We start from the raw sequence: 25,826 nt of genomic DNA on the forward strand, positions 1-25,826 counted from the left end.
CCTGATGCCGTACGACGCGACGCCGCATCCCGGGGCCACCGCCGATGTCCGGGACGCGGGTCCGCTGCCGTACCACCGGCTGCTGCGTAACCAGGTCACCCAGTCGTGGACCGTGCTGCTCGGCGCCTTCACGGTCCTGGCCGGCTGGATGTTCGCTTCACTGGTCATCCTCAGCATCCAGCAGTCGATTCGACAGGATCCGGTCGGCACGGTCTCGTGGCTCCGGCTGCTCGCGACGAACCTGTCGCTGATCGTGCTGATCCCGCTCTGCATGGTGGTCGCGACCAAGTTGAACCACCAGGCACCGGGGCTGCTGTCCTCGGTGGAAGGCCGGATCCGCTGGCGGCCGCTGATGTGGTTCGGGGCCGCCGCGGTGGCGCTCGAACTGGTCGCGCTCCTCGTCGTCGATCTCGGCGGCGTCGACGTCCTGGGCTCGGGGCACGGCGGCGCCGCGAAGGACGCGGCCGGGGTGATCGCGGTGGCGTTGCTGACGTCGACGTTGCAGGCGGCGGGGGAGGAGTACTTCTTCCGCGGGTACCTGATGCAGACCGTCGGTGCGCTGGCGCGGAGTCCGATCGTCGCCGTGCTGACGACCGCGGTGATCTTCACGATGGCGCACGGGATCTGGCCGTGGCAGAGCCCGGCGCTGTTCCTCGACCGGTTCGCCTTCGGGGTGGTGGCCGGCCTGCTCGCCGTACGGACCGGCGGGCTGGAAGCGTCGATCGCGGCACACGCGGCGAACAACGTGGTGACGTTCATCTACGCGGCACTGACCGACACCGTGGGGGACAGTCTGGGAGCCAAGGACGCGCCCTGGTCGCTGGTGGTGTTGGACGTCGCGAAGTTCGCCGCGTTCGGCGTCGTGGCCGTGCTGCTGGCCCGGCGCCAGAAGCTGGCAACCACCTGCGATCTCCCACTCGTCTCACCCCCGATCGGACCGGGCAAGAGGCTGGTGTGACGGGAGTGACAACCGCTGAGGCCGACCCCGTTTTGGTGTCTGGCGGCTTGCTCGGGTAGGCTCAGCGGGCCAGGTTGTGAGGGCGGAAACAAACTCTCAACCGGGTGAAATGCCTTGGGGTATGGGGTAATTGGCAGCCCGTCTGATTCTGGTTCAGTTAGTCTAGGTTCGAGTCCTAGTACCCCAGCGAGCGATTGGACCCGGCCGATGAAAATCGGTAGAGTCCTTCCTCGTTGCCCGGTCCGAAAAGACCGAGCGACAACCCTCTGGCCCCGTTGTGTAGCGGCCTAGCACGCCGCCCTCTCAAGGCGGTAGCGCGGGTTCGAATCCCGTCGGGGCTACCAGAGAAAGCGCCCTCCACCTCAGGTGGAGGGCGCTGTTGTTTGTCCATGGTCTCTGGCCAACTCCTGGCTCGCCCAGATCCGCCTCTGTCGACTGCTCTGACAGGAGGACGGCCGCGGCGAGGGTTGCGTAGCCGGCCCGAGCTGCGACGGGCGAGCTGCGTTCTGGGGTGGTGGGTCGAGCGCCGACGGAGGAGGCGCGAAGCGGGTGGGCCGGGGTGGGCGGCCCGCGCCGGGTGTTCGTAGTACGGGTTTACTCCGAGGCGCGGCGGAGGGCTTCGGAGAGGCGTTCGGCGGCGGCCATGACGGCGGGGGCGTGCATGCGGCCGGGTTGGCGGGAGAGGCGTTCGATCGGGCCGGAGACGGAGACGGCGGCGATCACCTTGCCGGAGGGGGAGCGGACCGGGGCCGAGACGGAGGCGACGCCTTGCTCGCGTTCGCCGACCGAGTGGGCCCAGCCGCGACGCCGTACGCCGGCCAGCGCCGCCGCGTTGAAGGTGGCGTTGTGGAGGCCGCGGTGCATGCGCTCAGGGTCCTCCCAGGCAAGCAGTATTTGAGCGGCCGACCCCGCGGCCATCGTCAACTGGCTGCCCACCGGAACCGTGTCGCGCAGACCGGACGGGCGCTCGGCAGCCGCGACACAGACGCGGTACTCGCCCTGGCGGCGGAACAGCTGGGCCGATTCGCCCGTGATGTCGCGCAGTCGCGCCAGCACCGGGCCGGCTGTCGCCAGCAGCCGGTCCTCGCCGGCCGCGGAGGCCAACTCGCTCAGTCGCGGCCCGAGCACGAACCGTCCCTGCATGTCGCGCCCCACCAGCCGGTGGTGTTCGAGCGCGACCGCGAGCCGGTGAGCCGTGGGCCGGGCCAGTCCCGTGGCCGCCACGAGGCCGGCCAGGGTCGCCGGTCCGGACTCGAGGGCGGACAGAACGAGAGCTGCTTTGTCGAGAACGCCGACTCCGCTAGAGTTGTCCATGAGACGATATTGCCGTCTCGAATCGTGGAACGCAAGTCGCAAAACCGGCCATCGCCGGAGCACTGTGACAGTTGCGGCACACAACCAGCAAACCTCTAAGGAGAAGTCTGATGGGTAGGACGTTGTCGGAAAAGGTCTGGGATGCGCATGTCGTGCGCCATGCCGACGGAGAGCCCGACCTCCTCTACATCGATCTTCACCTGGTGCACGAGGTGACCAGTCCGCAGGCCTTCGACGGCCTCCGGCTGGCCGGCCGGCAGGTCCGCCGCCCGGACCTGACGATCGCCACCGAGGACCACAACGTCCCGACCTTCGATGTCGACAAGCCGATCGCCGACCCGGTCTCGCGGACGCAGGTGGACACCCTGCGCAAGAACGCCGAGGAGTTCGGCATCCGGATCCACACCCTCGGCGACCCCGACCAGGGAGTCGTGCACGTCATCGGCCCGCAGCTCGGCCTGACCCAGCCGGGGATGACGGTGGTCTGTGGTGACAGCCACACCTCCACCCACGGCGCGTTCGGTGCGATTGCCTTCGGCATCGGTACGAGCGAGGTCGAGCACGTGCTCGCCACCCAGACGCTGATGCAGGCCCGGCCGAAGACGATGGCGGTCACCGTCGACGGCGTACTGCCCGACGGCGTCTCCGCCAAGGACCTGGTGCTCGCGCTGATCGCGCAGGTCGGCACCGGCGGCGGTCAGGGCTACATCGTCGAGTACCGCGGTGAGGCGATCCGCGCGCTGACGATGGAAGCCCGGATGACGATCTGCAACATGTCGATCGAGTGGGGCGCCAAGGCCGGCATGATCGCGCCGGACGAGACCACGTTCGCTTACCTCAAGGACAAGCCGCACGCGCCCCAGGGCCTCGACTGGGAAGCCGCGGTCGAGTACTGGAAGAGCCTGGCGACCGACGACGACGCGACCTTCGACAAGGAGGTCGTACTGCGGGCCGAGGACATCGCCCCGTTCGTCACCTGGGGAACCAACCCGGGCCAGGGGGTGCCGCTGTCGGCGAACGTTCCCTCACCGGACGACTTCGACAACGAGAACGACCGGGTCGCCGCCGAGCGCGCCCTGGAGTACATGGGCCTCACCGCCGGTACGCCGTTGCGCGAGGTCAAGGTGGACACGGTCTTCCTGGGCTCCTGCACGAACGGCCGGATCGAGGACCTGCGCGCCGCCGCCGGCGTGCTGGCCGGCCGGAAGGTTGCCGAGGGCACCCGAATGCTCGTCGTACCGGGGTCGGGCCGGGTCCGGCTGCAGGCCGAGGCCGAAGGGCTGGACAGGATCTTCAAGGACGCCGGGGCCGAATGGCGCGGCGCGGGCTGCTCGATGTGCCTGGGGATGAACCCGGACCAGCTGGCACCGGGCGAGCGCAGCGCCTCGACGTCGAACCGCAACTTCGAAGGACGCCAGGGCAAGGGCGGCCGGACGCACCTGGTCTCGCCGTTGGTCGCCGCCGCCACCGCCGTCACCGGAACCCTGGCCGCTCCCGCGGACCTGCAGCCGGTCGCCGTACCCGAGAACGTCTGAGGACAAAGGAATCATGGAAGCCTTCACCCAGCACATCGGCACCGCGGCCCCGCTGCGGCGCAGCAATGTCGACACCGACCAGATCATCCCCGCGGTCTACCTGAAGCGGGTCACCCGGACCGGGTTCGAGGACGGCCTGTTCGCTGCCTGGCGCAACGATCCTTCGTTCGTGCTGAACCAGCCGGAGTACGACGGCGTCTCGGTGCTCGTCGCCGGCCCCGACTTCGGCACCGGATCGTCGCGGGAGCACGCGGTCTGGGCCCTGATGGACTTCGGGTTCCGGGTCGTCGTGTCGTCGCGCTTCGGCGACATCTTCCGGGGCAACTCGGGCAAGGCGGGGTTGCTCGCGGCACTCGTCGAGCAGGACGTCGTCGAGCAGCTGTGGAGCACGATCGAGGCGGACCCGGGCACCAAGGTGACCGTCGACCTGGAGAACAAGACGATCTCGGCCGGTGAGGTCTCTGCTCCGTTCGAGATCGACGACTACACGCGCTACCGGTTGCTCAACGGACTCGACGACGTCGGCATCACGCTGTCCCACGAAGCCGACATCACTGCCTACGAGGCAACTCGGCCGGCCTTCAAGCCCGCAACTCTTCCCGCAAAGGCTTAATAGTCCGTACTGCGAGCAGCTGTGGCTGGGGCTTGTGTCCTGGCCACAGCTGCTTTTGGTTGGCGGGCACTACCCACCAGCTGGTTGCTGGAAACTTCGGCGTAACGAATCGCACATCTGCACCGATAACTCCGGTGTTAGGCTGACGGGGTTGTCAGAACAAGGCTTGCGAGACTTTGGAGGTGGGGCGCCATGAGCAGCGAACCCTCCAGACATACCGATCTCGCTCGGCCTTGAGGAACTAGGTCCTCTTCCAGGTCAGTCACCCCGGCGCGATCGCCTGGGGTGTGCTGTGGTGCGCGGTGACAGCCGCGGAGGTCGGGCAGAAGACGCCCACGACTTCCGCATCTGCCTTTCCTGGAGGACTCATGTCCGACCTGCGCATCCGTACCCTTCGTGCGTTCAGCCGCACCCCGTCGTTCCGCTCCGGCCGCCGGTACGCCGGTGACGCCACGCCGGCCGCGCTGGAGCAGAAGACGGCCACCCCGCAGAACCCCAAGCCCAAGGGGCACAGCGTCGTGGACAGCGCGATCTACTGCAACGGCAGCCGGGTCGCTTCGCCGCAATCGTTGGCAGACACCTACCAGGAACTGCACCAGTCCCCGCACAGCCTGGCGTGGATCGGCCTGTACCGGCCGGACCGGCGCGAACTGAACTCGCTGGCCCAGGAGTTCGACCTGCACGAGTTGGCGATCGAGGACGCCATCCAGGCCCATCAGCGGCCGAAGCTGGAGCGCTACGGCGACACGTTGTTCGTCGTCCTGAAGGCTGCCCGCTACCGGGACGCGACCGAGGAGGTCGAGTTCGGCGAGGTGCACCTGTTCGTCGGCCCGGACTTCGTGGTGACGGTCCGGCATGCCGAGGCGCCCAACCTGGCCGCGGTACGGCGCCGCGTCGAGCGCGACCCGGAGTTGCTCCGCCGCGGCACCGAAGCGGTTCTCTACGCGATCATGGACAAGGTCGTCGACGGGTACGCGCCGGTGGTCGCCGGTCTCGAGAACGACATCGACGAGATCGAGACCGAGGTGTTCCGCGGCGATCCCAAGGTGTCGCGGCGCATCTACGAGTTGTCCCGTGAGGTGATCGAGTTCCAGCGCGCGACCCGGCCGCTGATCGGCATGCTGGACTCGCTGCGGGCCGGCTTCGACAAGTACAAGGTGGACGAGGAACTGCAGCGTTCGCTGCGCGACGTGGCCGACCACGTCACCCAGGTGGTGGAGCGGGTGGATGCCTTCCGCGAACTGCTGCGCGACATCCTGACGGTGAACGCGACGCTGGTCGCCCAGCAGCAGAACGAGGAGATGAAGTCCCTCACTGTCGCCAGCAACGCCCAGAACGAAGAGGTGAAGCGGATCTCCGCGTGGGCGGCGATCCTGTTCGCGCCGACCTTGATCGGCACCGTGTACGGGATGAACTTCGACAAGATGCCGGAGTTGCACTGGCAGTTCGGCTATCCGTTCGCCGTCGGGATGATGGCGTTGGTCTGCGGCGGTCTGCACCTGATCTTCAAGCGTCGCGGCTGGCTCTGACTCCTCGGCCGGCGAAACAGCCGCGTCTTCGTTTGCCAGTAGGGCACTGGTCTTCCGGCAACGCGATCAAGGAGGCTGAAGACGATGTGGTTGTTCCTGCGGCGGCGACTGGTCATGTGGGTGGTACTGGCGATCGCAGTGCCCTTGCTGGATTGGTTGCTCGGCAAGGTGAGTGCGGAGCTGAGAGCCCGGAAAGGCGATTCGGTCGTCACCAGAGGACTCGACACGGCCCGCTCGGGCATGCAAACCCTGCGCGGCAAGCGGCGCTGAGGCCCCGATCGGAGCCGCTCGCCGACGTCACCGATGGTCGCCGGTTCGTTGCTCTCAAGGGAATCGAAGTGCCCTCAGAGGCCCGTTCGGGAAGAAATGTGCCCCAAATCGCCTGAAACAAGGCCGAATTGCCGCGTTGGTGTTTGTGCAGAGCGTGCAGAGTCCATAACGTTCACGGAAGATCGAGCGCTGTGCTCGACGCAGGAGTTCACGGAGGGAAGACAGTGAACAAGAGCCAGTTGGTCGAAGCGCTCGCAGTGCACTTCGACGGAAATCGCCGTTCGGCCCAGCACGCCCTGGAATCGGTGATCGACACCGTCCAGCGCGAGCTGACCAAGAAGGGCGGCAAGGTTGCCATCACCGGGTTCGGGGCCTTCGAGGCCATCGAGCGCGGCGCCCGGATGGTCCGCAACCCGCGGACCGGCGAGGTGAAGCGGGCCAAGAAGACGGTCGTGCCGAAGTTCCGCGCGGGTGCGGAGCTGAAGGCCGTCGTGTCCGGCGCCAAGAAGCTGCCGAAGCTGGTTGCGCCGAAGCCGGCCGCAGCCACCAAGGCGGCCGCACCGGCCAAGAAGGCCGCGCCGGCGAAGGCCGCCGCGACCAAGACCGCCGCCAAGAAGGCCCCGGCCAAGAAGGCCACCGCCACCAAGACGGTTGCCAAGAAGGCCCCGGCCAAGAAGGCTCCGGCCACCAAGGCCGTTGCCAAGAAGGCTCCGGCCAAGAAGGCCACCGCCACCAAGACGGTTGCCAAGAAGGCCCCCGCCAAGAAGGCACCGGCGAAGCGCGCAGCCGCACGCTGACCTTCGGTACCACAGCTTCACCTGCGAAGGCCGGTCACCCCGTTCCAGGGGCGACCGGCCTTCGCCATGTCCGGGGGGCGCTCAGTGGAGCGTGATGAAGTGCACCGCGGTGATCGCGAGACCGGCACCGGACCCGGTCGTGTCGAGGCGGACCCGCTGGCCGAGGCGGAGCAGGCGTACCGGCGTACGGGCCAGGGCTTCTGCTGTGAAGGACAGTTCGACGCCGGTGTCGGTCAGTACCGTGCCGGCGCCTGTCTCGGCGTCGTAGCGGCTCACAGTCGCTTGCATGGGTTCACGGTAGAGCAGACTCAGCAGGCAAGTCCCTCGGACCCTGTCGCCGCACCGAGAACCAGTGACATCACATCTGCGGTCCATGGCCCGACACCAAGCTGTACTGCGTGCGCAAGGTCGGCCGCGGTGTCCACGTCACGGCGCAGCGAGTCGATGGACGTCAGCTCGATCGGGTGAGCGCCGGACGCCTGGTGGGCCAGCGCCGAGCCGACACCGAAGCGGGGATCGAGCGGAATGCCCGGGCGGGCGGCAAGCATCGTCGTACCGGTGCCCGGGAGGTCGATGACGAAGCTGCGGTCCGCTGTCGAAGCGAGGAGTGCAGCCGACAGCTCAGTGGGCCGTAGCGCCGGGAGGTCTGCGGACAACGCTGCAACTCCAAAGCCCCGGTACTGCGTGGCTGCGATCGCCGCCCCATGCTCCAGCGCCTCGTTGAGCCCCACATCGGGCAGGTCCGGTACTACGTTCGCACCGACCGCGGCGACGTCGGCAGCGACCACTGGATCGTCGGTGACGACCAGGACGGCACGCACCAGCGGAGATTCGAGCGCAGCCGCAGTAGTGTCGAGAGCGAACGAGCGCGCCAGCTCCGGACGGTGCTGAGGGTAGGCGGCAGCGAGCCGGCTCTTCGCGATCGCCGTACGCTTCACCGGGATCACGAGGACCCAGGACGCGACCTGTAGGTCTGACATCAGGCAGGATTCTTCCATGACCGACGGCTCGTACGACGACCAGGAGGCTGAAGTGAACGGCCAGCGCACTGCCGGGGGACCGCGGCCACGCCGTGGTTTCTGGTTCGGCCTGGTGGTCGCCATCGTCAAACCGTTCATGCTGCTGTGGACCAAGCAGGATTTCCGCGGCAGGGAGAACGTTCCGCGCAGCGGCGGGATGGTGTTCGTGACGAACCACATCTCGCACTTCGACCCGTTCGTGATCGGGTTCTACCTGTGGGAATGCCGGCGGATCCCGCGGCTGCTCGGCAAGGCGTCGCTGTTCAAACTGCCGATCGCCGGGCGGATCATCACCAGTGCCGGGCAGATCCCCGTGTACCGCGACTCGGCCGAGGCCGCGGACGCCTTCCGCGCCGCGGTGGCCGCGGTGGAGAAGGGCGAATGCGTCGGCGTCTACCCCGAAGGCACGATCACGCGTGACCCGGACCTGTGGCCGATGACGGGCAAGACCGGTGCCGCCCGGATCGCGTTGATGACCGGCTGCCCGGTGATCCCGATCGCGAACTGGGGCGCGCAGGAGGTGTTCGCGTCGTACGGCAGCCTGCGGGTCCATCTGCTGCCCCGCAAGACGATGCGGGTAACCGCCGGTGAGCCGGTCGACCTGAGCGCGTTCGAGGGCCGGCCGATCACGAACGAGCTGTTGCACGAGGCAACCGAGGTGATCATGCAGCGGGTCGCCGCCGAGCTCGGCGTCCTGCGTGGCCAGACGCCACCCAAGGAGTTGTTCGACCCACGGAAAAGTGAGGATGGGGAGACTCGATGACCAAAGTTGCGGTGTTCGGTGCCGGTTCCTGGGGGACCGCCTTCGCCACGGTGCTCGCGAACGCCGGGAACCAGGTGTCCCTGTGGGGCCGGCGGGAATCGCTCTGCGAGGCGATCAACAGCCGGCACGAGAACCCGGACTACCTGCCCGGGCTCCGGCTCCCCGACGCCATCACCGCAACGCACGACCCGGCGCTGGCCGCCGAAGGATCCGAGGCGATCGTGCTCGCCGTACCGAGCCAGTCGCTGCGGGACAACCTGAAGGACTGGGCCGATGTCCTGCCGGCCGCCGTACCGCTGGTCAGCCTGATGAAGGGCGTCGAGGTCGGTACGACGAAGCGGATGAGCGAGGTGATCGCCGAACTCACCGGAGCCGGGCCCGAACGGATCGCGGTGGTGTCAGGGCCGAACCTGGCCCGCGAGATCGCCGAAGGCCAGCCTGCTGCCGCAGTGGTCGCCTGTGCTGACGAAGGGACGGCCGCGCGACTGCAGAAGCTGTGCCACTCGCCGACGTTCCGCCCCTACACGAACAACGACGTGATCGGCTGCGAGCTCGGCGGCGCGACGAAGAACGTGATCGCGTTGGCGGTCGGGATGGCCGTCGGCCTCGGCTTCGGTGACAACGCCCGCGCATCGGTGATCACCCGCGGCCTGGTCGAGACAGCACGCCTCGGTACTGCGCTGGGCGCCGACGAACACACCTTCTCGGGGCTGGCCGGTCTCGGCGACCTGGTGGCGACCTGCTCGTCGCCGTTGTCCCGCAACCGAACCTTCGGCGAGAAGCTCGGCCAGGGGATGACGGTGGCCGAGATCGCGGGCGGCACCCGGCAGGTCGCCGAGGGCGTCAAGTCCTGCTCGTCCATCACCGAACTGGCTCACCACCACGACGTGGAGATGCCGATCGCCGAACACGTCACCAAGGTGGTCGCGGGCGAGATGACTCCCAAGGACATGCTCTTCAGCTTGGTATCGCGATCGGCGAAGTCCGAACGCTGGGGCTAGCTGTCCAGCGTGTGCTGCAGAACCATCGCGGCCGCTCCCCGTACCGCCGCCTGGCGACCTGTCCGGGAGGCTGCGACCGTCAGCTCAGTGGTGGCCAAGGGCAACGATCGCCCGTAGATGGTTTCGCGGATACCGGCCAGCAGGCAGTCGCCGGCCTGGGCGAGCGAGCCGCCGATGACGATCACCGACGGATTCAACAGGCTGACACAGGCCGCGAGGACAGTGCCGATCTCGCGGCCCGCTTGCCGGACTGCCTGGGTCGCGGCGGTGTTTCCCGATCGCACCAGCTCGACGACGTCCAGACTGCTTCGCGGTTCGAGGCCGGCGGTGCGGAGCTGGGCGGCGATCGCTGATGCCGAGGCGACCGCCTCCAAGCAGCCGTGGTTGCCGCAGCGGCACAGCTCGTCGTGTCCAGGGGCCTGGATGTGACCGATGTCGCCGGCCGCTCCCTGAGCACCCCGGTGAAGCCGGCCGCCGCTGATCACCCCGGCACCGATGCCGGTGGCAACTTTGACGAACAACAGGTGCTCGACTTCGGCGTACTGCGTGGTGTGCTCGCCGAGCGCCATGATGTTCACGTCGTTGTCGACCAGCACCGGGCCCGGGAACTCAGCGGTGATCCGGCTGACGACGTCGTACGAATCCCAGCCAGGCATGATCGGTGGGTGGTTCGGGCGACCGGTGCTGTGCTCGACCGGGCCGGGCAGACCGATGCCGGTGCCGGCCAGTCTGTCCGTGCTGTGGCCGGTCCTGCTGAGCAGAGCGCGTGCGTGGCCGGCGAAGGCTGTGAGAACGGCTTCGGGACCGTCGTCGATGCTCTGCGCAACGGTGACGGTGTCGACGATCTCGCCCGTCAGGTCGGCGAGGGCGACGGTCAGGTGGGTCGCGCCGACGTCGCCCGCGAGCACCAGCCGGGCGGTCGGGTTGAACCGGAAACGCGCCGGCGGCCGTCCACCGCTCGAAGCGGCTTCACCGGACGGTACGACGAAGCCGGCCGCGAGGAGTTCCTCGAGTCTGCCGGTCACTGTCGACCGGGCCAGGCCGGTCAGCTCGATCAGCTCGGCGCGGGTCCGCGGCTGCCCGTCCAGCAACAGGCGCAGGACGCCGTGCGCGGAACCGGGGTCGGTCATCGGCAGCACTTTCGTCGCGGGGCCGGGAGGCTTTTGCTTGACAACGCGCAAAAGTGTCCCATAGCGTCCGGAGGGTGTCCACCACTGCGCGCAAGCTCCGGGTCGGGATCGTCGGCGGCGGATTCATGGGCCAGGTGCACGGCCGCTCCGCCTTGGTGGCCGGGGCCGACGTCGTGGGTGCGGTCGGTTCGAGTCCCGAGCGAGCAGAAGCCGCGGCCGGGGCCACCGGTGCCGCGCGTGGGTTCGCCACTCTGGACGAACTGCTTGCCGCGGACATCGACGTAGTACACGTCTGTACGCCGAACAACACGCATCTGCCGGTGACCCTGCAAGCCCTCGAAGCGGGCAAGCACGTGATCTGCGAGAAGCCGCTGGCCACTTCTGCCAAGGACGCGAGCGGGTTGCTCGCGGCGGCGACGGAGGCCGGGGCCGTCGCGACCGTGCCGTTCGTCTACCGCTACCACCCGATGGTCCGCGAGTTGCGGACCCGGATCGCGGAGGGCGAGGCCGGGCAGGTCACCAGCCTGCACGGGAGTTATCTGCAGGACTGGCTGGCGGGGGAGAACGACCAGAACTGGCGCGTCGACGACGAGGCCGGCGGACCGTCGCGGGCCTTCGCCGACATCGGTTCGCACTGGTGTGATCTGACCGAGTTCGTCACCGGCGACCGGATCACCGAGATCAGCGCGCAACTGCGGACGATCCGGGCCACCCGCGGCGGCGCCGTAGTACGGACCGAGGATCTTGCGTCGGCGCAGTTCCGGACCGCGGCTGGGGTGATCGGCACCGTGGTGGTCAGTCAGGTCGCGGCCGGGCGGAAGAACCGCTTGTATCTGGAGGTTTCCGGGACCGAGTCGAGCTTCGGCTTCGACCAGGAGGACCCGGACCGGTTGTGGGTCGGGCGGCGCGCCGCGAGCCAGTTGCTGACCCGTGATCCCGAGACCTTGAGCCCGCCCGCCGCGCGGGTGAACCGCCTGCCGGCCGGCCACGCCCAGGGATATCAGGACGCCTTCGATTCCTTCGTCGCCGACACCTACGCGGCGGTGCGGGACGACGACCACCCGGACGGCCTGCCCGACTTCGCCGCCGGCGCCCGTTCCGCCCGCCTCGTCGACGCCGTACTGCGGTCCGCTGCCGCGGACGGCGCCTGGACCACCGTCGAGAACCACTAGGAGCTCCACATGCCACGCCCGATCACCCTGTTCACCGGCCAGTGGGCCGACCTGCCGTTCGAGGAGGTCTGCGGCCTGGCCGCCTCCTGGGGCTACGACGGGATCGAGATCGCCTGCTCGGGCGACCACTTCGACGTCCAGCAGGCCATCGACGACGAGAACTACATCGCCGGCCGGCACGAGATCCTCGAGCGGCACGGCCTGAAGGTCTTCGCGATCTCCAACCACCTGGTCGGGCAGGCGATCTGCGACGACCCGATCGACTTCCGGCACCAGGCGATCCTGCCGTCGCGGGTCTGGGGCGACGGCGATCCCGAGGGTGTGCGGCAGCGGGCGGCCGAGGACATGAAGAACACCGCGCGGGCGGCGGCGAAGCTGGGGGTGAAGACCGTGATCGGCTTCACCGGCTCGTCGATCTGGCAGTACGTGGCGATGTTCCCGCCGGTGCCGGCCGAGCGGATCGCGGCGGGGTACCAGGACTTCGCCGATCGGTGGAACCCGATCCTCGACGTGTTCGACGAGGTCGGCGTGCGGTTCGCGCACGAGGTGCACCCGTCGGAGATCGCGTACGACTACTGGACCACGACGCTGACGCTCGAGGCGATCGGTCACCGCGAGGCGTTCGGGCTGAACTGGGACCCGAGCCACATGGTCTGGCAGGACATCGACCCGGCCGCGTTCCTGTGGGACTTCAAGGACCGGATCTACCACGTCGACTGCAAGGACACCCGGATGCGGGTCGGCGGCGGACGCAACGGGCGGCTCGGCTCCCACCTGCCGTGGGGCGACCCGCGTCGCGGCTGGGACTTTTACTCGACCGGTCACGGTGACGTGAACTGGGAGGACTGCTTCCGGGTCCTCAACTCGATCGGCTACGACGGCCCGATCTCGGTCGAATGGGAGGACGCCGGGATGGAACGCAAGACCGGCGCCGCCGAAGCCGTCAACGTCATCCGGGCTCTCGCCTTCGACAAACCAGAGGGCTCCTTCGACGACGCCTTCGCCACCGACAAGTAACCCAGGTCGGTCGACCACGCCTTCGCCACAGACCGGTGTTCTGGGGGGATGATGGGCGTCCGGGCGACGAGAGGTGGGGGCGTGGAGATCGACTGGGGTGTCGGTAGCTATGAGCCGACGGGGGAGTTGCTGGCGCCGGTGTCCGAAGCGGTGGTTGAGCTGGCCGGGCCGTTGGCGGGGCGGACGGTGCTGGACGTCGGGTGTGGGACGGGGAACGCGGCGCTGGCGGCTGCTGCTCGGGGTGCGGTGGCGACCGGGGTGGATCCGGCGAGCCGGTTGCTGACGGTTGCCCGGGAGCGAGCAGCCGCACAGAACCTGACCGTCGACTTCCTCGCCGGGGATGCTGCGAGCATTCCGGTCGGGGACCAGTCGGTCGACGTGGTGTTGTCGGTGTTCGGCGTGATCTTCGCGCCCGACGCCGCGGCCGCGATCGCCGAGCTGACCAGAGTCGTCGCGCCCGACGGCCGGATCGTCGTCACCGCGTGGCCGCCCGGCGGAAGCATGAGCGTCGTGAACGCTGCGGCCGCGAAGTTCATGGGCGAGGTCTTCGGTCAACCGAACACGTCAGCATCACAAGAGCCCTCACGAGCCGGAACGCCGAAGCCGCTTGCCTGGCACGATCCCGAGGCATTGGGGGCGGCGTTCGCGCCGTACGGGTTCGCTGTCGAGGTGAACCGTAAGAGCCTGGTCTTCGAGAGCGCTTCCGCGGAGGAGTATCTGGAGCGCTCGGCGACGCATCCGATGGCCGTCAGTGCCGACAGGGCGCTCTCGCAGCGCCCCGACGCCGACGAGCTTCGCGCCGAACTCTGGTCCCGCCTGCTCGCCGCGGCACTGTCGGTCAACGAAGACCCCGACGGCTATCGCTTCACCGCCGACTACACGATCGCCACCGCCCGCCGCAGCTGACGCGATGTCGAAAAGCCGGCCCCGGCTTCGTACCAGGGGTGAAGGTGTCCACAGCGGACACCGTGACCCAGGGAGTTGTGATGGCGGAGTTGTTGCTGGGCGGGTTGGCGATCGGGGAGTCGCCGAGGTGGCACGACGACCGGCTCTGGTTCTCGAACTGGGGGACCGGCGAAGTACTGGCCGTCGGCGCTGACGGCAAGAGTGAGCTGATGGCGAGCGTTCCGCCGGAGACGCTGCCGTTCTCGATCGACTGGCTTCCGGACGGGCGGCTGCTGGTCGTCGCCGGCGCACGCCTGCTACGCCAGGAGAACGACGGAACCCTGGTCGAGCATGCCGACCTGAGCGAGGTCGCCGACCTGTGCAACGAGATCGTGGTCGATCGGCGCGGCAACGTCTTCGTCAACGGCGGCTCCTTCGACTTCAGCAAGCCGAGCGTCGTGCTGGTGGTGACACCCGATGGGCAGGTCCGTCAGGTTGCCGAGGGCATCTTGTTCGCGAACGGGATGGCGGTGACCGAGGACGGTACGACGCTGATCGTGGCGGAGTCGCACGGCTGCCGGCTGAGCGCCTTCGACATCGGCGACGGCGGCGAATTGTCGAACCGCCGCGTCTGGGCCGACCTCGGCGAGGGCAACCACCCGGACGGCATCTGCCTGGATGCCGAGGGCGCCGTCTGGTACGCCGATGTGCCCAATCAGCACTGCGTGCGGGTGCGGGAAGGCGGCGAGGTGCTACAGACCGTCAAGCTCGACCGTGGCGCTTTCGCCTGCATGCTGGGTGGTGACGACGGCCGCACCCTCTACATCCTCGCGGCCGAGTGGGCCGGCTTCGAGAACATGTTCAGCCCGGCCCGCACCGGCCAACTCCTGACCCACCCCGCCGCAGCGCCCCACGCCGGCCGTCCTTAGCTCTGAGCGGCCGTACGAGGACGCAGGACGGGAGCGAAGGCAGCCAAGCCGAGCGTCAGGGCGGTGACGACGATGAAGGAGATCGTGAGGTCGGTGGCCTGCGCGATGCCGCCGATGATGGACGGCGCGACCAGGCCGGACGCGTAGGTGACGGTGGCGACGCCGGCGATGGCCTGGCTCTTGTTCGGCCCGGCATGGCCGGCGGCGGCGAAAGCCAGCGGTACGACGACCGCGATGCCCAGCCCGAGCAGGCCGAAGCCGGCCATCGCGACCACCGGATGCGGCGCGACGACGACCAGGACGCCACCGAGCGTCGCGACGGCCCCGCTCACCCGCACGGTGAGGACCGGACCCCACCGGTTGACGACCGCGTCGCCGGCGATCCGCGCGATCGCCATCGTGAGCGCGAAGCCCGTCGTCGCACCCGCGGCGACGGCGGCCGAGGTGGTCAGGATGTCGCGCAGGTAGACCGCCGACCAGTCCAGGCTCGCGCCCTCGGCGAAGACAGCGCAGAACCCGACGGCACCGATCAGCAGCGCCGACTTCGGCGGGAACGCGAACCGCGGTGGAGCCACCTCGTCCTCGGCCGGATAGATGTTCAGCACGTACTGCGAAGCGACCACCCCGAGCACCGTCAGGGTCAGCGCAGCCACCAGGTGGTGCAGTCGGGCGCTGATGTCGAGGTGGGCCGCGAGCGTTCCGAGTCCCGAACCGATCAGGGTTCCGACGCTCCACATCCCGTGCAGCCCGGACATGATCGATCGGCCGAGCCGATGTTCGATCTCCACCCCGAGCGCGTTCATCGCGACGTCGGCCATCCCCGCGGTCGCGCCGTACACGAACAGCGCGCCGCACAACGTCACCAGATTCGTGGCGAGTGACGGAAGGATCAGCGCGAGGGTCCACAGGGCGATCAGGAAGCGCTGGGCCGCGCGGGTGCCGAACCGGTGGCTGATCCGGGCCGCCAGCGGCATCGACAGCGAAGCCCCGATCGCCGGAAACGCCAGCGCGAGCCCTAGTTGCCCGGCGCTCACGGAGGCGTGTTCCTGGATCCACGGCACCCGGGTCGCAAAGGACCCGGTCACCGACCCGTGCACACAGAAGATCGCCGCGACGGCGATCCGGGACCGGCGGACGAGTTGGCCCTCGCGGACCGCCTGCAAGTCATCGACCACGACTGGAGACCCCTCACTGACCCGGCGCCGCTGTGCGAATCACCACACCGGGTGAACATATGAACAAAGAGTTTGTTTGATCAATCAGAGCAATGTTAGTTTTTCACAGTGCGAAGCTCCGAGCGGCAACGGGTCATCATCGAGCGTCTCCAGGGTTCCGGCCGGGTCGCGGTCGGCGAACTGGTGGCTGCCACCGGCGCCTCCGACATGACCGTACGACGCGATCTCGACTACCTCGCCGCGCAGGGCGTGCTCAAGCGCGTCCACGGCGGCGCGGTGCCCACGATGCCGTCCGGGATCGAGCCGCCGTTCGCTGCCCGGTCCACTGCCGCGACGGAGGCGAAGCAGGCGATCGCGGCGGCTGCCGTCGCGCAGATCCGGGACGGCGAGACCGTAGTACTGGACAGCGGTACTACGGCGTTGGAGGTCGCCCGGCTGCTCAGGGATCGCGTGGTCACGGTGATGCCGCTGTCGCTCCATGTCGCACAGGAGTTGATCGGCGCACCCGGCGTGCGGCTGCTGATGCCGGGTGGCGAGCCGCGGCCGGGGGAGTTGTCGATGGTCGGGCCGCTCACCCTCGCGTCGTTGCGGTCGCTGCGATTCGACGTCGCCGTACTCAGCCCGTGCGCGTTCAGCCTGGACGCCGGGATGACCGCGTTCGACCTCGGCGATGCCGAGGTGAAGGTGCAGGCGCTGGCAGTGTCCACCCGGTCGATGGTGCTGGTGGACGGCGCCAAGTGGGATCGCGCCGCGCTCGCGTACATCTGTCCAGCCGATCGACCCGATCTGATCATCACCGACGCCACCGCGCCCGAAGCCGACCGCGTAGTACTGGCCCAACGCGGCGTGCTGGTGCAGGTTGCCGACCGCGCTGGTGCCCAGGCCGACGAACTCCAGGAGTCCCTGTCTTGACCAGCGCGCCCGCCACCGCCGCGAACGCAACCTCATCACCACCACGTGCCGCCCGGATCGCCACCTGGATCTACTTCGGCCTGAACGGGTTCGCCGTCGGCATGTGGGTCGTCCACATCCCGAACGTCGAACGCGCCACGAACATCTCGCACAGCACCCTCGGCCTCCTCCTGCTCGTCCTCGGCGGCGCGGCCTTCCTCGGCATGCAGATCGCCGGCCCGCTCGCCGACCGCATCGGCCAGCGACGGCTGGTGCCGGCCGCCGGCATCTTCCTCGGCCTGTCGCTGTTCGGTCCCGGCCTGGCCGGCAACTGGTGGACGCTCGGCCTCACGCTGGCTCTGTTCGGCTTCGGCAACGGCTCGCTCGACGTCGCGATGAACTCGCATGCCGTCGTCGTCGAGCGGGCCTACCCGCGACCGATCATGGCCGCGTTCCATGCGATGTGGTCGATCGGCGGCGCCTTCGCCGCCCTGATCGGCGCGGCGGCGCTGCGCGGTGGCGTCGACACCGCGATCACCCTGAGTGCTTGTGGCGCGATCTGTATCGTCGTCTCCCTGCTCACCGCGCGCTTCCTGATCGAGGCCGCCGACGAGGAACCGGCCGCGGAGTCGAGCCCGGTGCCGGCTCAGAAACCGCCGGCGAGATTGGTCTGGCAGCTCGGCGCGCTGGCTTTCGGCCTGATGCTCGCCGAAGGAGTCGCGAACGACTGGGCCGCGCTGCAGTTCCGGGACGTCCTCGACACCTCGGCCAGTACGGCGGCCTACGCGTACGGCGCGTTCGCGATCGCCATGACGGTCGGCCGGTTCGCCACCGACCGCGTCGCGGCACTCATCGGCCCGGCGGCGATCGTCCGGTACGGCGCGGCGCTGGCTGCCCTCGGTCTCACCACGGTGATCTTCGTACCGTGGGTCCCCGTCGGTCTGGTCGGCTGGGCGTTGTTCGGCCTCGGCCTGTCCGGCGGCGTACCGCAACTCTTCACCGCCGCGGGCAACCTGGATCGCCGAGCCTCCGGCGCCCTGATGGCGAAGGTGGTCGGCCTCGGGTACGTCGGTCTGCTCGCCGGGCCGGCCATCATCGGCGGCCTGACCCACTGGATGCCGCTCAACGCCGCTTTCGCGCTCCCGGTCGTCCTCTGCGTCCTCACCGTCGCGGCCGCCGACGTCCTCAAACCGAAATCGGGTCAGTCCGAGCGCGACAAGGAAGCCGCGAGCTGATAAGCCTCCTTCGCCGACGCGCACTCCAGTACGCCGCCGGCCACGCACCTCCGCGCGCGCTCAATCGTTGCCCACGGCATCAAGTCTGACGGCTCCGCCGCCGATTCGGGATCGTAGGCGACCAGCCACATCGCCGGCAGCAACGAGCCCCAGCTGCCGGCGAACCCGTCGGCCGGACCGGTACGCCGGGGCCACTGCCCGGCGATCAGCTCCGGCAGCACCGCCGGCACGTCGTCGGTCGCGTTCCACAAGGGATCCGCGCCGGCGTGGACTACCTGGCTGATGCCGACCAACCGCAGCGCGGTCAAGCACATCAAGCAGGGCTGGAGCGAGCTGTAGAGGGTGTGCCCGTCGTACTCGGCCTGCGGCAACTGGCCGAGTACGTCGAGCTCGGCGTGCGCGATCGTCGTACCGAAGAGCCGGCCGGGTGGCGCGGATTGCTCGGCGGCCCGGTTGCGGCCGGAGTGGGTGATCTCGCCGGCCGGGTCGACGAGCACCGCGCCGACCGGATAGCTCTGGGCCCGCAGGGATTCCCAGGCGAGCTCGAAGACCCTGTCCCAGATCATGCCTCGAGGGCCTCGGCGAGGTCGTTCCAGAGGTCGTCGGGGTGCTCGATGCCGACGGAGAGGCGGATCAGGTCGTCGGGGATGGTCGGTACCTCGATCGCCCAGCGGCGGCGGCGTTCCAGCATCGACTCGACGCCCCCGAGGCTGGTCGCGTGGACCCAGAGCGCCGTGTTCTCGCAGGTCCGCTGAGCGCGTTCGGCGTCGCCGCCCAGCTCGATGGACAGGATCGCGCCGAAGCCGGACATCTGGGCGGCCGCCCGGGCGTGGCCGGGATCGCCCGGCAGGCCGGGGTACCGGACCCGGCTGATCCGCGGATGCTCGAGCAGTTTGGCGGCGAGGAAGGCCGCGTTCGACTGGGCCCGGTCGAGGCGGAGGGCGAGGGTGCGCAGTCCGCGCAGCGCCAGCCAGGCCTCCATCGGGCCGGGGATCGCGCCGAGGCTGCGGCGCCGGAGTTCCAGGGCCGTCCAGAGCGAGTCGTCCGCGGTGATCACGGCACCGAGCAGAACGTCCGAGTGACCCGCGATGAACTTGGTGGCCGAATGCATCACGATGTCCGCGCCCAGACTGAGCGGTTGCTGGAGCAGGGGAGTGGCGAAGGTGTTGTCGACGACGGTGGTGGCGCCCGCCGCGCGGCCGGCGGCGCAGATCGCCGGCAGGTCGGCGACCTCCATCGCCGGGTTGGTCGGCGACTCGATCCACAGCATGTCCGCACCGGCGACCGCGGCGGCGACGGCTTCGCTGTCGGCGATGTCCACCCGGTCGACCTTCAGGCGCCCGGTCGCGGCCTGCTGATCGAGCAGAGCCAGTACTCCGCTGTAGGCGTGCGCGGGTGCCACGACGCGACCGCCGACCGGGACCAGGTCCATGACTGCCGCGGCGGCCGCCATCCCCGAGGCGAAGGTCAGGCCGCGGCCGCCCTCCAGTTGCCCCAGGGTCGTCTCGAGCGCCGCCCACGCGTCGTTGTCGAACCGGCCGTAGCCGCGATCCCCGCCCGCGATGTAGGTCGAGCTGAACACGGGCGACTCGCCGAGCGGCGCGTCCGGAACACGGGCGGGCCGGCCGGCGTGCACGACGACGGTCGAGGGATCCAGGTCAGGGCTCATGCCTGGATTCTCCCCAACTGCGCCGTCGGCCCTAGAGCTGGGTGGGATCGACGGTGGGAAGGGGGATGCCGCCGCCGCGGAGGAGGCACATCGCCTCGCGGGCCAGTTCCTTGGCGTCGGTGCCGGCCGGGTTGTCGACCCAGGTCTGCACGGTCACCTCGATGACATTCATGGTGATGCCGGCCGCGAGTGCCGCGGTGAAGGCGACCGAAGCTCCGGCCAGCGGCTGGTCCGAGGAGTCGGCGGTCAGGCGGGTGGTCAGCTCGGCGGTCAGTTCGTCGCGCCAGCGCCAGATCACGTCGGCCAGGTGCGCGCTCACCGAGGGCGTCTGCCCGGCCAGTTCGTACACCGTCCGGACCCGGTCCGGATTGCTCTCCATCTGATCCAGCACGCGCTCCACCACGCCTTGCAGACCGTCCGGCAGGCTCAGCTGAGTCTGCTCGCGGAACCAGTCGAGCGCCTCGAAGAGACTGCCCTCGACGAACTCCAGAACGAGCCGCTCCTTGGTCGGGTAGTACCGGTAGAGCGTGCTGGGCCCGACCTCGGCGGCCGCCGCGATCTGCTCGACCGTCGTCCGGCCGAAGCCGCGATCGGTGAACAGCTCGAACGCCTTGTCCGAGATCAGCCGGCGGGTCCGTTCCCGCTTCACCTCGCGCAGCCCCATCCGAACCCCCAACCTCCTCGAGCGTGCCGGGCAGCCTACACGCCCCCGACGCGCCCGGAGGAGAGGCAAATATGGCACAAGCCATCATATGGTAGTCACTTCCATAATCACTCACTGTCAACTTCTGACTCCTGGGGGTTCTGCCATGACCGACTTCCCCGCAGCACGGCCGGCCGGGTGCCCGTTCGACCCGCCCGCCGGGTACGCCGCCCTTCGTCACCAGGACGGGCTCACCAAGGTGTCCACCCCGGCGGGTGTCGATGCCTGGGTCGTCAGCCGGTACGACGAGGTGCGCAAGGTGCTCGCCGATGCCAGGGTGAGCTCCCGGTCGGCCCCGTCTGCTCACGTCGTCCCGGGAGCGGACCTGGAGCGGGAGGTCGAGTCGGGCTCGATCCTGCAGAACGACGGTGAGCGGCACGCATATCTGCGCCGCCTGCTCACCAGTGAGTTCGCGGTCAGACGCGTGCGGGCTCTGCGGCCGCGGATCCAGGAGTTGGTCGAGGAGCACATCGACGCGATGCTCGCCGCCGGCGGTCCGGTCGACCTGGTCCAGGCCTTCGCGCTGCCGATCCCGTCCCTGGTGATCTGCGAGCTGCTCGGGGTTCCCTATGCGGACCGCGCGGAGTTCCAGCAGCGCAGCGCCGTACTGGTTGCGGTCGATCGGCCGGAAGAGGAGGTACTGCGGGTCAGCGACGAACTCAACCAGTACATGGCCGGTCTCGTGCAGGCCAAGCAGGCCGTGCGGGAGGACGATCTGCTCTCACGGCTGATCACCCGGGCCGAGGAGCAGGGCCGGCCGTTGTCGCTGGAGGAACTGGTGACGATCGGGATCACGCTGCTGATCGCCGGCCACGAGACGACGGCGAACATGATCGCGCTGAGCACCCTCGCGCTACTCCGCGCGCCGGATCAATTGGATGCCTTGCGCAACGATCCCGACCTGGCGCCGAGGGCCGTCGAGGAACTGCTGCGGTACCTCTCGGTCGTCCAGTTCGGTCTGTTCCGGCACGTGACGGAAGACCTTCCGCTCGGCGACGAGACGATCAAGGCCGGCGAGTACCTGATCGCGGCGCTGTCCTCGGGCAACCGGGACGATCGTGCGTTCCCGGACCCCGATCAGCTCGACCTGTCGCGGAAGTCGTCCGCGCACCTTGCTTTCGGCTTCGGGCCACACCAGTGCCTGGGACAGCAACTCGCCCGCGTGGAGTTGGAGGAGGTCTACACCCGCCTGTATCGCAGGATCCCGACGTTGCGGCTCGCCGCCCCGTTCGAAGAGATCCGGTTCAAGCACAACACCCTGGTGTACGGCGTCACCGCGCTGCCGGTGACCTGGGACCGGGAGGAGGCCTGACGACCCGGGCGAAGGTGCTGAGCGGATAGCGCTATCGTCGGCTCGGTGAGTGAAGAACCGAGAAAGCCCCGCATCGCCGTCGTCTTCGGTGGTCGCTCCAGCGAGCACGCGGTCTCCTGCATCACCGCGGCGAACGTGCTGAAGGTGATCGACCGGGACAAGTACGAGGTCGTCCCGATCGGTATCGACACCAGCGGCCACTGGGTGCTGGAGAGCGGCGACCCGGAGCGGCTGTCGATCACCAACGGCAAGCTGCCCGAGGTGGATGTCACCGCTCTGCCGGTGCTGTTCGGCGCCGGCCGCGAGTTGGTCGTGCACGCGCCGGACCAGGTGCCGAGCACGCTCGGCGAGGTCGACGTGGTCTTCCCGTTGCTGCACGGCCCGTTCGGCGAGGACGGCACGCTGCAGGGACTGCTGGAGATGTCGGACATCCGGTACGTCGGATCCGGGGTGCTCGCGAGTGCGGTCGGGATGGACAAGCACTACATGAAGGTGGTGCTGGCAGCGGCCGGCCTCGACGTCACGCCGTACGTCGTGATCCGGGAGCGCGACTGGTCCCGGCACCCGCAGGCCTGCCGGGAAGCGGTCGACCGGCTCGGCTACCCGGTGTTCGTGAAGCCCTCGCGCGGCGGTTCGAGTCTCGGGATCAGCAAGGTGAATTCGCGCGAGGAGTTGGACGACGCGCTCGCCGAGGCTCGCGCGCACGATCCCAAGGTGATCGTCGAGGCGGCCGCGAAGAACCCGCGCGAGATCGAGGTCGGGATTCTCGGTGGCCTGGACGGTGCCGATCCGGCGGCGAGCGTGTGCGGTGAGATCACGCTGACCGGTGGCGGGCACGACTTCTACGACTTCGAGGCCAAGTACCTGCCGGAGGAGGTCGACTACGCCGCGCTGAGCGTGCCGGCCGAACTGCCGGAGGAGGTTGCCGCGGAGATCCGGGCGCAGGCGCTGACCGCGTTCGAGGCGATCGAGGGCGAGGGGCTGGCCCGGGTCGACTTCTTCCTCACCGAGGACGGGCGGATCGTCATCAACGAGATCAACACGATGCCGGGCTTCACGCCGTACAGCATGTTTCCTCGACTGTGGGCAGCCAGCGGGATCGACTATGGCGACCTGGTCGACCGCCTCCTGGCCCTTGCCCTGACTCGCCCAACCGGCCTGCGCTGACTCAGGGCGCGATGGCGGCGGCCTTGGCGTTGAGGTAGCGCTGCTGCGGCAGACTGGTCGTCCGCGCTGCCGCCTCGACGTACGCCGCCCGCGCCCCCGCCAGGTCGCCGGTCAACTCCAGCAGATGAGCCCGTACGGCGAACAGCCGGTGGTCCGCCGCGATCCGCTCGTCACCCTCGATCCGCTCCAGCAGTTGCAGCCCTTCGGCCGGGCCGCGGGCCATCGCGACGGCCACTGCGTGGTTCAGCGCGACCATCGGGTTGTCGGTGATCCGTAGCAGCACTTCGTACAAGGCCACGATCTGCGGCCAGTCCGTCTCCTCGGCCGAGGCTGCCTCGTCGTGCACCGCCGCGATCGCGGCCTGGAGTTGATAGGGCCCGACCGGTCCGCGGGGGAGCGCCTTGGTGATTAGCTCGACGCCCTCGGCGATCTCTGCCGTGAGCCAGCGGCTGCGATCCTGCTCGGCCATCGGGATCAGCTCCCCGCCCGGTCCGGTCCGCGCCGGACGCCGGGCGTCGGTGAGCAGCATCAGGGCAAGCAGGCCGGCCACCTCGCTGTCCTCGGGAAGCAGTCGGTGCAGCAGTCGCGCGAGCCGGATCGCTTCGGCCGCAAACTCGACCCGCTGCAGGCTCGGCCCCGTCGTACTGGCGTAGCCCTCGGTGAAGATCAGGTAGATCACCTTCAGTACCGCGTCCAGTCGCTCGACGCGGTTCGAGGGCAGTGAGAACCGGGCGCCGCTGTCGCGCACGCTCTGCTTGGCCCGGGTGATCCGGCGCGTCATCGTTGCCTCGGGCACCATGAATCCGCGGGCGATCTCGGCCGTGGTGAGACCGCCCACGGCTCGCAGGGTGAGCGCGATCTGGGAAGCCGCGGACAGTGCCGGATGACAACAGAGGAAGAGCAGGATGAGGGTGTCGTCCGAGTCGGCGACCGGCTCGGCCGGAACCATCGTCCACTGGGCGACCGTGTCCTCGCGACGACGCCGGGCCTGCTCGCTGCGGAGCAGATCGGTCAACCGGCGCGAGGCCACGGTGATCAGCCAAGCCCGCGGGTTGTCGGGACGGCCTTCGCTGGGCCACTGCTGAGTCGCGGCGACCAACGCTTCCTGCACTGCGTCCTCGGCCGTGTCGAAATGACCATACCGACGGACCAACGCCCCAAGAACCTGCGGCGCCAGTTCCCGCAGCAGCTCCTCCGAGGCCGGCTCGGGCATCAGCCGGCCAGGTCCTCCTGGCCTTCCACGATCGGCCGGATGTCGGCGTACGCGGTGGCCCGGACGGATTCCGGAGCGGGGGTATCGGCGAGCCGGCCGGCGATCTCGGTCGCCCGATCGAAGCTGTCGCACTCGACGATCCAGTACCCGGCCAGCACCTCCTGCGTCTCGGCGTACGGGCCGTCCGTCACCACCGACGCGCCGTCCTTCGAGCCGAGCCGCCTGGTCAGCACCGGTGCGGCCAGCGCCCGGGTCTCGACGAGCTCACCCGACTCGGACAGTTCGTCGTTGAACTTCTGCATGAAGGCGCCCATCGCGGCGAAGTCCTCCGCGCTCCACGCGGGCTTGCCGGTGTCCTTCCCCGCCATCCCGTCGTAGTCCACCTGCGAGGCGTAGGTCAGGATCATGTACTTCATCTGCTGCTCCCGTCGTCAGAGCACCACTCTGGTGCCTCTCACCCGCTACGTCGACGACCCCACCCAGAACCGGACACGCCCTCCCCAGGAACTTTCAGAGCATCAAGTGTGGGAAGTGATCAGCTCCCGCCTCACGCCTTGCCTCTAGGTTGATGAGGTCAGGTGCAGGGGGTGATGAGTTCCCGCCCCACGCCTTCCCTTCGGGTTGGACCAAAAGGGCGGCTGGTGGTGGTCAGGTGCAGGGAGTTATCAGGGTGTTGTGTGCTTTGACGGCGTCGGAGACGTCGGTGAGGGCGTCGGCCTCGGGCTTGTACTTCGCGGGCACGGCGATCTCGAGGTAGACCTTGCGGCCGATAGTGGTGAAGATGACGCCGTTGCCGACCTCCTTGGCGAACCAGCCGACGCCGTTCACCTCGAAGCACTGCGACTGCGCCTCGGCCATCCCGGCCGGCGGCGCGACCCCACAGGTCACCTCGATCGGCGGATCCCCGTACGCCGTGGTCAGCGCGCTCGGCGGCTCCGTCTTGCGCCGCTTCCCGTCGAGCACCTTGGCGGGCATCCCCTTGATCAAGGCGTCGCACACCTGAGCCACCTCAGGCGCCGGTTCGGGCACGGCGATCCGCACCGGGTCCGGACTGCAGGCGGTCAGCAGCAGGAGGCCGGCGACGACGGCGAGAACGCGGTTGATCGGGGTCAGATGTGGACGACGGGGCACGTCAGCGTGCGGGTGATGCCGGGGACGTTCTGCACCTTCGCCACGACCAGTTTGCCGAGCTCGTCGACGTTGCGGGCCTCGGCGCGCACGATCACGTCGTACGGGCCGGTGACGTCCTCGGCCAGGGTGACGCCCTGGACCTCGGCGATCTGCGCTGCGACATCGGCAGCCTTGCCGACCTCGGTCTGGATCAGGATGTAGGCCTGGACCACCACGTCGTTCTCCACTCAGTCGTCCTCAGCTGGATCCGGCCACGGTACTGCAGAGCGGCCCGGCGTACTCTTCGTTGCCCGGTCACCGTACCGCCTAGTGTCCTGAGCCGGTAGTCACGCCAGTGCCAGCGTGCCTGGGCGCCGCTGGTGCGGCGTGAGGACCGGCTCAGGACACTTAGACTCACC

General features: G+C 68.9%; 28 protein-coding genes and 2 tRNA genes. 18 read left to right on the forward strand and 12 right to left on the reverse strand.

Annotation, left to right across the window (positions count from 1 at the left end):
- Positions 1-4: 4 nt before the first annotated feature.
- From EV138_RS36175 to EV138_RS36185, 3 genes are all read left to right on the forward strand, one after another.
- Positions 5-958, forward strand: a complete 954-nt coding sequence (locus EV138_RS36175) for a CPBP family intramembrane glutamic endopeptidase (protein WP_133985195.1) — start codon at positions 5-7, stop codon at positions 956-958.
- 115 nt (positions 959-1,073) lie between these two features.
- Positions 1,074-1,145 (forward strand) — tRNA-Gln (locus tag EV138_RS36180).
- Between the two features lie 81 nt (positions 1,146-1,226).
- Positions 1,227-1,302 (forward strand) — tRNA-Glu (locus EV138_RS36185).
- Between the two features lie 250 nt (positions 1,303-1,552).
- Here the strand turns inward: EV138_RS36185 and EV138_RS36190 are convergent.
- The gene (locus EV138_RS36190; protein WP_012922430.1) at positions 1,553-2,272 is read right to left on the reverse strand and encodes an IclR family transcriptional regulator; all 720 of its coding nucleotides are present in this window, start codon (positions 2,270-2,272) and stop codon (positions 1,553-1,555) included.
- 110 nt (positions 2,273-2,382) lie between these two features.
- Here EV138_RS36190 and leuC point away from each other — a divergent pair, with 110 nt between their 5' ends.
- From leuC to EV138_RS36215, 5 genes are all read left to right on the forward strand, one after another.
- Complete coding sequence (gene leuC, locus EV138_RS36195; RefSeq protein WP_133985196.1) at positions 2,383-3,807, forward strand: 3-isopropylmalate dehydratase large subunit; 1,425 nt, start codon at positions 2,383-2,385, stop codon at positions 3,805-3,807.
- 13 nt (positions 3,808-3,820) lie between these two features.
- A complete protein-coding gene (gene leuD / locus EV138_RS36200) occupies positions 3,821-4,420 on the forward strand; it encodes a 3-isopropylmalate dehydratase small subunit (RefSeq protein ID WP_133985198.1) in 600 nt (199 codons plus the stop codon).
- A 368-nt stretch (positions 4,421-4,788) separates the two neighbouring features.
- Entirely contained in the window at positions 4,789-5,949 is a 1,161-nt protein-coding gene (gene corA, locus EV138_RS36205) for a magnesium/cobalt transporter CorA (protein WP_133985200.1), read from the forward strand.
- Between the two features lie 84 nt (positions 5,950-6,033).
- Entirely contained in the window at positions 6,034-6,219 is a 186-nt protein-coding gene (locus EV138_RS36210) for a hypothetical protein (RefSeq protein ID WP_133985202.1), read from the forward strand.
- Positions 6,220-6,443: 224 nt separating this feature from the next.
- Entirely contained in the window at positions 6,444-7,016 is a 573-nt protein-coding gene (locus EV138_RS36215; protein ID WP_133985204.1) for an HU family DNA-binding protein, read from the forward strand.
- An 81-nt stretch (positions 7,017-7,097) separates the two neighbouring features.
- On the opposite strand, the gene EV138_RS36220 is transcribed toward EV138_RS36215, so the two are convergent.
- A complete protein-coding gene (locus EV138_RS36220; protein WP_133985206.1) occupies positions 7,098-7,304 on the reverse strand; it encodes a hypothetical protein in 207 nt (68 codons plus the stop codon).
- A gap of 20 nt (positions 7,305-7,324) precedes the next feature.
- Entirely contained in the window at positions 7,325-7,996 is a 672-nt protein-coding gene (gene cofC / locus EV138_RS36225; RefSeq protein ID WP_133985208.1) for a 2-phospho-L-lactate guanylyltransferase, read from the reverse strand.
- A gap of 16 nt (positions 7,997-8,012) precedes the next feature.
- Between cofC and EV138_RS36230 the strand changes: the two genes are divergently transcribed.
- Entirely contained in the window at positions 8,013-8,798 is a 786-nt protein-coding gene (locus EV138_RS36230) for a lysophospholipid acyltransferase family protein (protein WP_133985210.1), read from the forward strand.
- On the forward strand, positions 8,795-9,799 hold the full coding sequence (locus EV138_RS36235; RefSeq protein WP_133985212.1) for an NAD(P)H-dependent glycerol-3-phosphate dehydrogenase: 1,005 nt from the start codon (positions 8,795-8,797) through the stop codon (positions 9,797-9,799). The genes EV138_RS36230 and EV138_RS36235 overlap by 4 nt, the downstream gene beginning before the upstream one ends.
- On the opposite strand, the gene EV138_RS36240 is transcribed toward EV138_RS36235, so the two are convergent.
- Positions 9,796-10,929 (reverse strand): ROK family transcriptional regulator, encoded by a 1,134-nt coding sequence (locus EV138_RS36240; protein WP_133985214.1) that lies wholly within the window; start codon positions 10,927-10,929, stop codon positions 9,796-9,798. The two genes, EV138_RS36235 and EV138_RS36240, sit on opposite strands and share 4 nt — an antisense overlap.
- Before the next feature lie 74 nt (positions 10,930-11,003).
- Here EV138_RS36240 and EV138_RS36245 point away from each other — a divergent pair, with 74 nt between their 5' ends.
- The 4 genes from EV138_RS36245 to EV138_RS36260 all read left to right on the forward strand — a co-directional run bounded on the left by EV138_RS36245 (position 11,004) and on the right by EV138_RS36260 (position 14,932).
- Positions 11,004-12,101, forward strand: coding sequence for a Gfo/Idh/MocA family protein (locus EV138_RS36245; protein ID WP_133985216.1), 1,098 nt, complete (start codon positions 11,004-11,006; stop codon positions 12,099-12,101).
- A gap of 9 nt (positions 12,102-12,110) precedes the next feature.
- Positions 12,111-13,118: a sugar phosphate isomerase/epimerase family protein gene (locus EV138_RS36250; protein WP_133985218.1), complete on the forward strand. Its 1,008-nt coding sequence runs from the start codon at positions 12,111-12,113 to the stop codon at positions 13,116-13,118.
- Between the two features lie 81 nt (positions 13,119-13,199).
- Positions 13,200-14,024 carry a class I SAM-dependent methyltransferase gene (locus EV138_RS36255; protein WP_133985220.1) on the forward strand — a complete coding sequence of 275 codons (825 nt, stop codon included), beginning with the start codon at positions 13,200-13,202 and terminating at the stop codon, positions 14,022-14,024.
- A gap of 80 nt (positions 14,025-14,104) precedes the next feature.
- Complete coding sequence (locus EV138_RS36260) at positions 14,105-14,932, forward strand: SMP-30/gluconolactonase/LRE family protein (protein ID WP_133985222.1); 828 nt, start codon at positions 14,105-14,107, stop codon at positions 14,930-14,932.
- Here EV138_RS36260 and EV138_RS36265 read toward each other — a convergent pair.
- A complete protein-coding gene (locus EV138_RS36265; RefSeq protein WP_238158608.1) occupies positions 14,929-16,107 on the reverse strand; it encodes an MFS transporter in 1,179 nt (392 codons plus the stop codon). The genes EV138_RS36260 and EV138_RS36265 overlap by 4 nt on opposite strands.
- A 108-nt stretch (positions 16,108-16,215) precedes the next feature.
- On the opposite strand from EV138_RS36265, the gene EV138_RS36270 reads away from it, so the two are divergent.
- Entirely contained in the window at positions 16,216-17,019 is an 804-nt protein-coding gene (locus tag EV138_RS36270; protein WP_133985224.1) for a DeoR/GlpR family DNA-binding transcription regulator, read from the forward strand.
- Complete coding sequence (locus EV138_RS36275; protein ID WP_133985226.1) at positions 17,016-18,233, forward strand: MFS transporter; 1,218 nt, start codon at positions 17,016-17,018, stop codon at positions 18,231-18,233. The genes EV138_RS36270 and EV138_RS36275 overlap by 4 nt, the downstream gene beginning before the upstream one ends.
- On the opposite strand, the gene EV138_RS36280 is transcribed toward EV138_RS36275, so the two are convergent.
- From EV138_RS36280 to EV138_RS36290, 3 genes are read right to left on the reverse strand one after another with little or no spacing between them, the layout of a single operon-like run.
- Complete coding sequence (locus tag EV138_RS36280; RefSeq protein ID WP_133985228.1) at positions 18,200-18,799, reverse strand: nucleoside deaminase; 600 nt, start codon at positions 18,797-18,799, stop codon at positions 18,200-18,202. The two genes, EV138_RS36275 and EV138_RS36280, sit on opposite strands and share 34 nt — an antisense overlap.
- The gene (locus tag EV138_RS36285) at positions 18,796-19,902 is read right to left on the reverse strand and encodes a trans-sulfuration enzyme family protein (RefSeq protein ID WP_133985230.1); all 1,107 of its coding nucleotides are present in this window, start codon (positions 19,900-19,902) and stop codon (positions 18,796-18,798) included. Before EV138_RS36285 ends, EV138_RS36280 begins: the two co-directional genes overlap by 4 nt.
- A 31-nt stretch (positions 19,903-19,933) precedes the next feature.
- Positions 19,934-20,566: a TetR/AcrR family transcriptional regulator gene (locus EV138_RS36290; RefSeq protein WP_133985232.1), complete on the reverse strand. Its 633-nt coding sequence runs from the start codon at positions 20,564-20,566 to the stop codon at positions 19,934-19,936.
- Between the two features lie 145 nt (positions 20,567-20,711).
- Here EV138_RS36290 and EV138_RS36295 point away from each other — a divergent pair, with 145 nt between their 5' ends.
- Together EV138_RS36295 and EV138_RS36300 are read left to right on the forward strand one after the other, a co-directional pair.
- Entirely contained in the window at positions 20,712-21,917 is a 1,206-nt protein-coding gene (locus tag EV138_RS36295) for a cytochrome P450 (protein ID WP_133985234.1), read from the forward strand.
- 45 nt (positions 21,918-21,962) lie between these two features.
- Positions 21,963-23,084: a D-alanine--D-alanine ligase family protein gene (locus EV138_RS36300; RefSeq protein ID WP_202867114.1), complete on the forward strand. Its 1,122-nt coding sequence runs from the start codon at positions 21,963-21,965 to the stop codon at positions 23,082-23,084.
- A gap of 1 nt (position 23,085) precedes the next feature.
- Here EV138_RS36300 and EV138_RS36305 read toward each other — a convergent pair whose 3' ends face one another.
- The 4 genes from EV138_RS36305 to EV138_RS36320 all read right to left on the reverse strand — a co-directional run bounded on the left by EV138_RS36305 (position 23,086) and on the right by EV138_RS36320 (position 25,643).
- On the reverse strand, positions 23,086-24,297 hold the full coding sequence (locus tag EV138_RS36305) for an RNA polymerase sigma factor (RefSeq protein WP_133985238.1): 1,212 nt from the start codon (positions 24,295-24,297) through the stop codon (positions 23,086-23,088).
- Positions 24,297-24,713, reverse strand: coding sequence for a YciI family protein (locus EV138_RS36310; RefSeq protein WP_133985240.1), 417 nt, complete (start codon positions 24,711-24,713; stop codon positions 24,297-24,299). The genes EV138_RS36305 and EV138_RS36310 overlap by 1 nt, the downstream gene beginning before the upstream one ends.
- A gap of 232 nt (positions 24,714-24,945) precedes the next feature.
- A complete protein-coding gene (locus EV138_RS36315; protein WP_133985242.1) occupies positions 24,946-25,428 on the reverse strand; it encodes a DUF3515 domain-containing protein in 483 nt (160 codons plus the stop codon).
- Positions 25,407-25,643 carry an Lrp/AsnC family transcriptional regulator gene (locus EV138_RS36320; protein WP_026163142.1) on the reverse strand — a complete coding sequence of 79 codons (237 nt, stop codon included), beginning with the start codon at positions 25,641-25,643 and terminating at the stop codon, positions 25,407-25,409. The genes EV138_RS36315 and EV138_RS36320 overlap by 22 nt, the downstream gene beginning before the upstream one ends.
- Positions 25,644-25,826 lie beyond the last annotated feature (183 nt).

It is taken from the genome of Kribbella voronezhensis (assembly GCF_004365175.1).
Lineage (GTDB): Bacteria > Actinomycetota > Actinomycetes > Propionibacteriales > Kribbellaceae > Kribbella > Kribbella voronezhensis.

Excerpts from the sequence above, each read along its gene's own strand:
- corA (WP_133985200.1), top strand. The coding sequence starts at position 4,789 with ATGTCCGACCTGCGCATCCGTACCCTTCGTGCGTTCAGCCGCACCCCG.
- EV138_RS36295 (WP_133985234.1), top strand. The coding sequence starts at position 20,712 with ATGACCGACTTCCCCGCAGCACGGCCGGCCGGGTGCCCGTTCGACCCG.
- EV138_RS36305 (WP_133985238.1), bottom strand. The coding sequence starts at position 24,297 with ATGCCCGAGCCGGCCTCGGAGGAGCTGCTGCGGGAACTGGCGCCGCAG.
- leuC (WP_133985196.1), top strand. The coding sequence starts at position 2,383 with ATGGGTAGGACGTTGTCGGAAAAGGTCTGGGATGCGCATGTCGTGCGC.
- EV138_RS36260 (WP_133985222.1), top strand. The coding sequence starts at position 14,105 with ATGGCGGAGTTGTTGCTGGGCGGGTTGGCGATCGGGGAGTCGCCGAGG.
- EV138_RS36210 (WP_133985202.1), top strand. The coding sequence starts at position 6,034 with ATGTGGTTGTTCCTGCGGCGGCGACTGGTCATGTGGGTGGTACTGGCG.
- EV138_RS36280 (WP_133985228.1), bottom strand. The coding sequence starts at position 18,799 with ATGATCTGGGACAGGGTCTTCGAGCTCGCCTGGGAATCCCTGCGGGCC.
- EV138_RS36230 (WP_133985210.1), top strand. The coding sequence starts at position 8,013 with ATGACCGACGGCTCGTACGACGACCAGGAGGCTGAAGTGAACGGCCAG.
- EV138_RS36285 (WP_133985230.1), bottom strand. The coding sequence starts at position 19,902 with ATGAGCCCTGACCTGGATCCCTCGACCGTCGTCGTGCACGCCGGCCGG.
- EV138_RS36235 (WP_133985212.1), top strand. The coding sequence starts at position 8,795 with ATGACCAAAGTTGCGGTGTTCGGTGCCGGTTCCTGGGGGACCGCCTTC.
- EV138_RS36175 (WP_133985195.1), top strand. The coding sequence starts at position 5 with ATGCCGTACGACGCGACGCCGCATCCCGGGGCCACCGCCGATGTCCGG.
- EV138_RS36290 (WP_133985232.1), bottom strand. The coding sequence starts at position 20,566 with ATGGGGCTGCGCGAGGTGAAGCGGGAACGGACCCGCCGGCTGATCTCG.
- EV138_RS36220 (WP_133985206.1), bottom strand. The coding sequence starts at position 7,304 with ATGCAAGCGACTGTGAGCCGCTACGACGCCGAGACAGGCGCCGGCACG.
- cofC (WP_133985208.1), bottom strand. The coding sequence starts at position 7,996 with ATGTCAGACCTACAGGTCGCGTCCTGGGTCCTCGTGATCCCGGTGAAG.
- EV138_RS36310 (WP_133985240.1), bottom strand. The coding sequence starts at position 24,713 with ATGAAGTACATGATCCTGACCTACGCCTCGCAGGTGGACTACGACGGG.
- EV138_RS36190 (WP_012922430.1), bottom strand. The coding sequence starts at position 2,272 with ATGGACAACTCTAGCGGAGTCGGCGTTCTCGACAAAGCAGCTCTCGTT.
- leuD (WP_133985198.1), top strand. The coding sequence starts at position 3,821 with ATGGAAGCCTTCACCCAGCACATCGGCACCGCGGCCCCGCTGCGGCGC.
- EV138_RS36240 (WP_133985214.1), bottom strand. The coding sequence starts at position 10,929 with ATGACCGACCCCGGTTCCGCGCACGGCGTCCTGCGCCTGTTGCTGGAC.
- EV138_RS36250 (WP_133985218.1), top strand. The coding sequence starts at position 12,111 with ATGCCACGCCCGATCACCCTGTTCACCGGCCAGTGGGCCGACCTGCCG.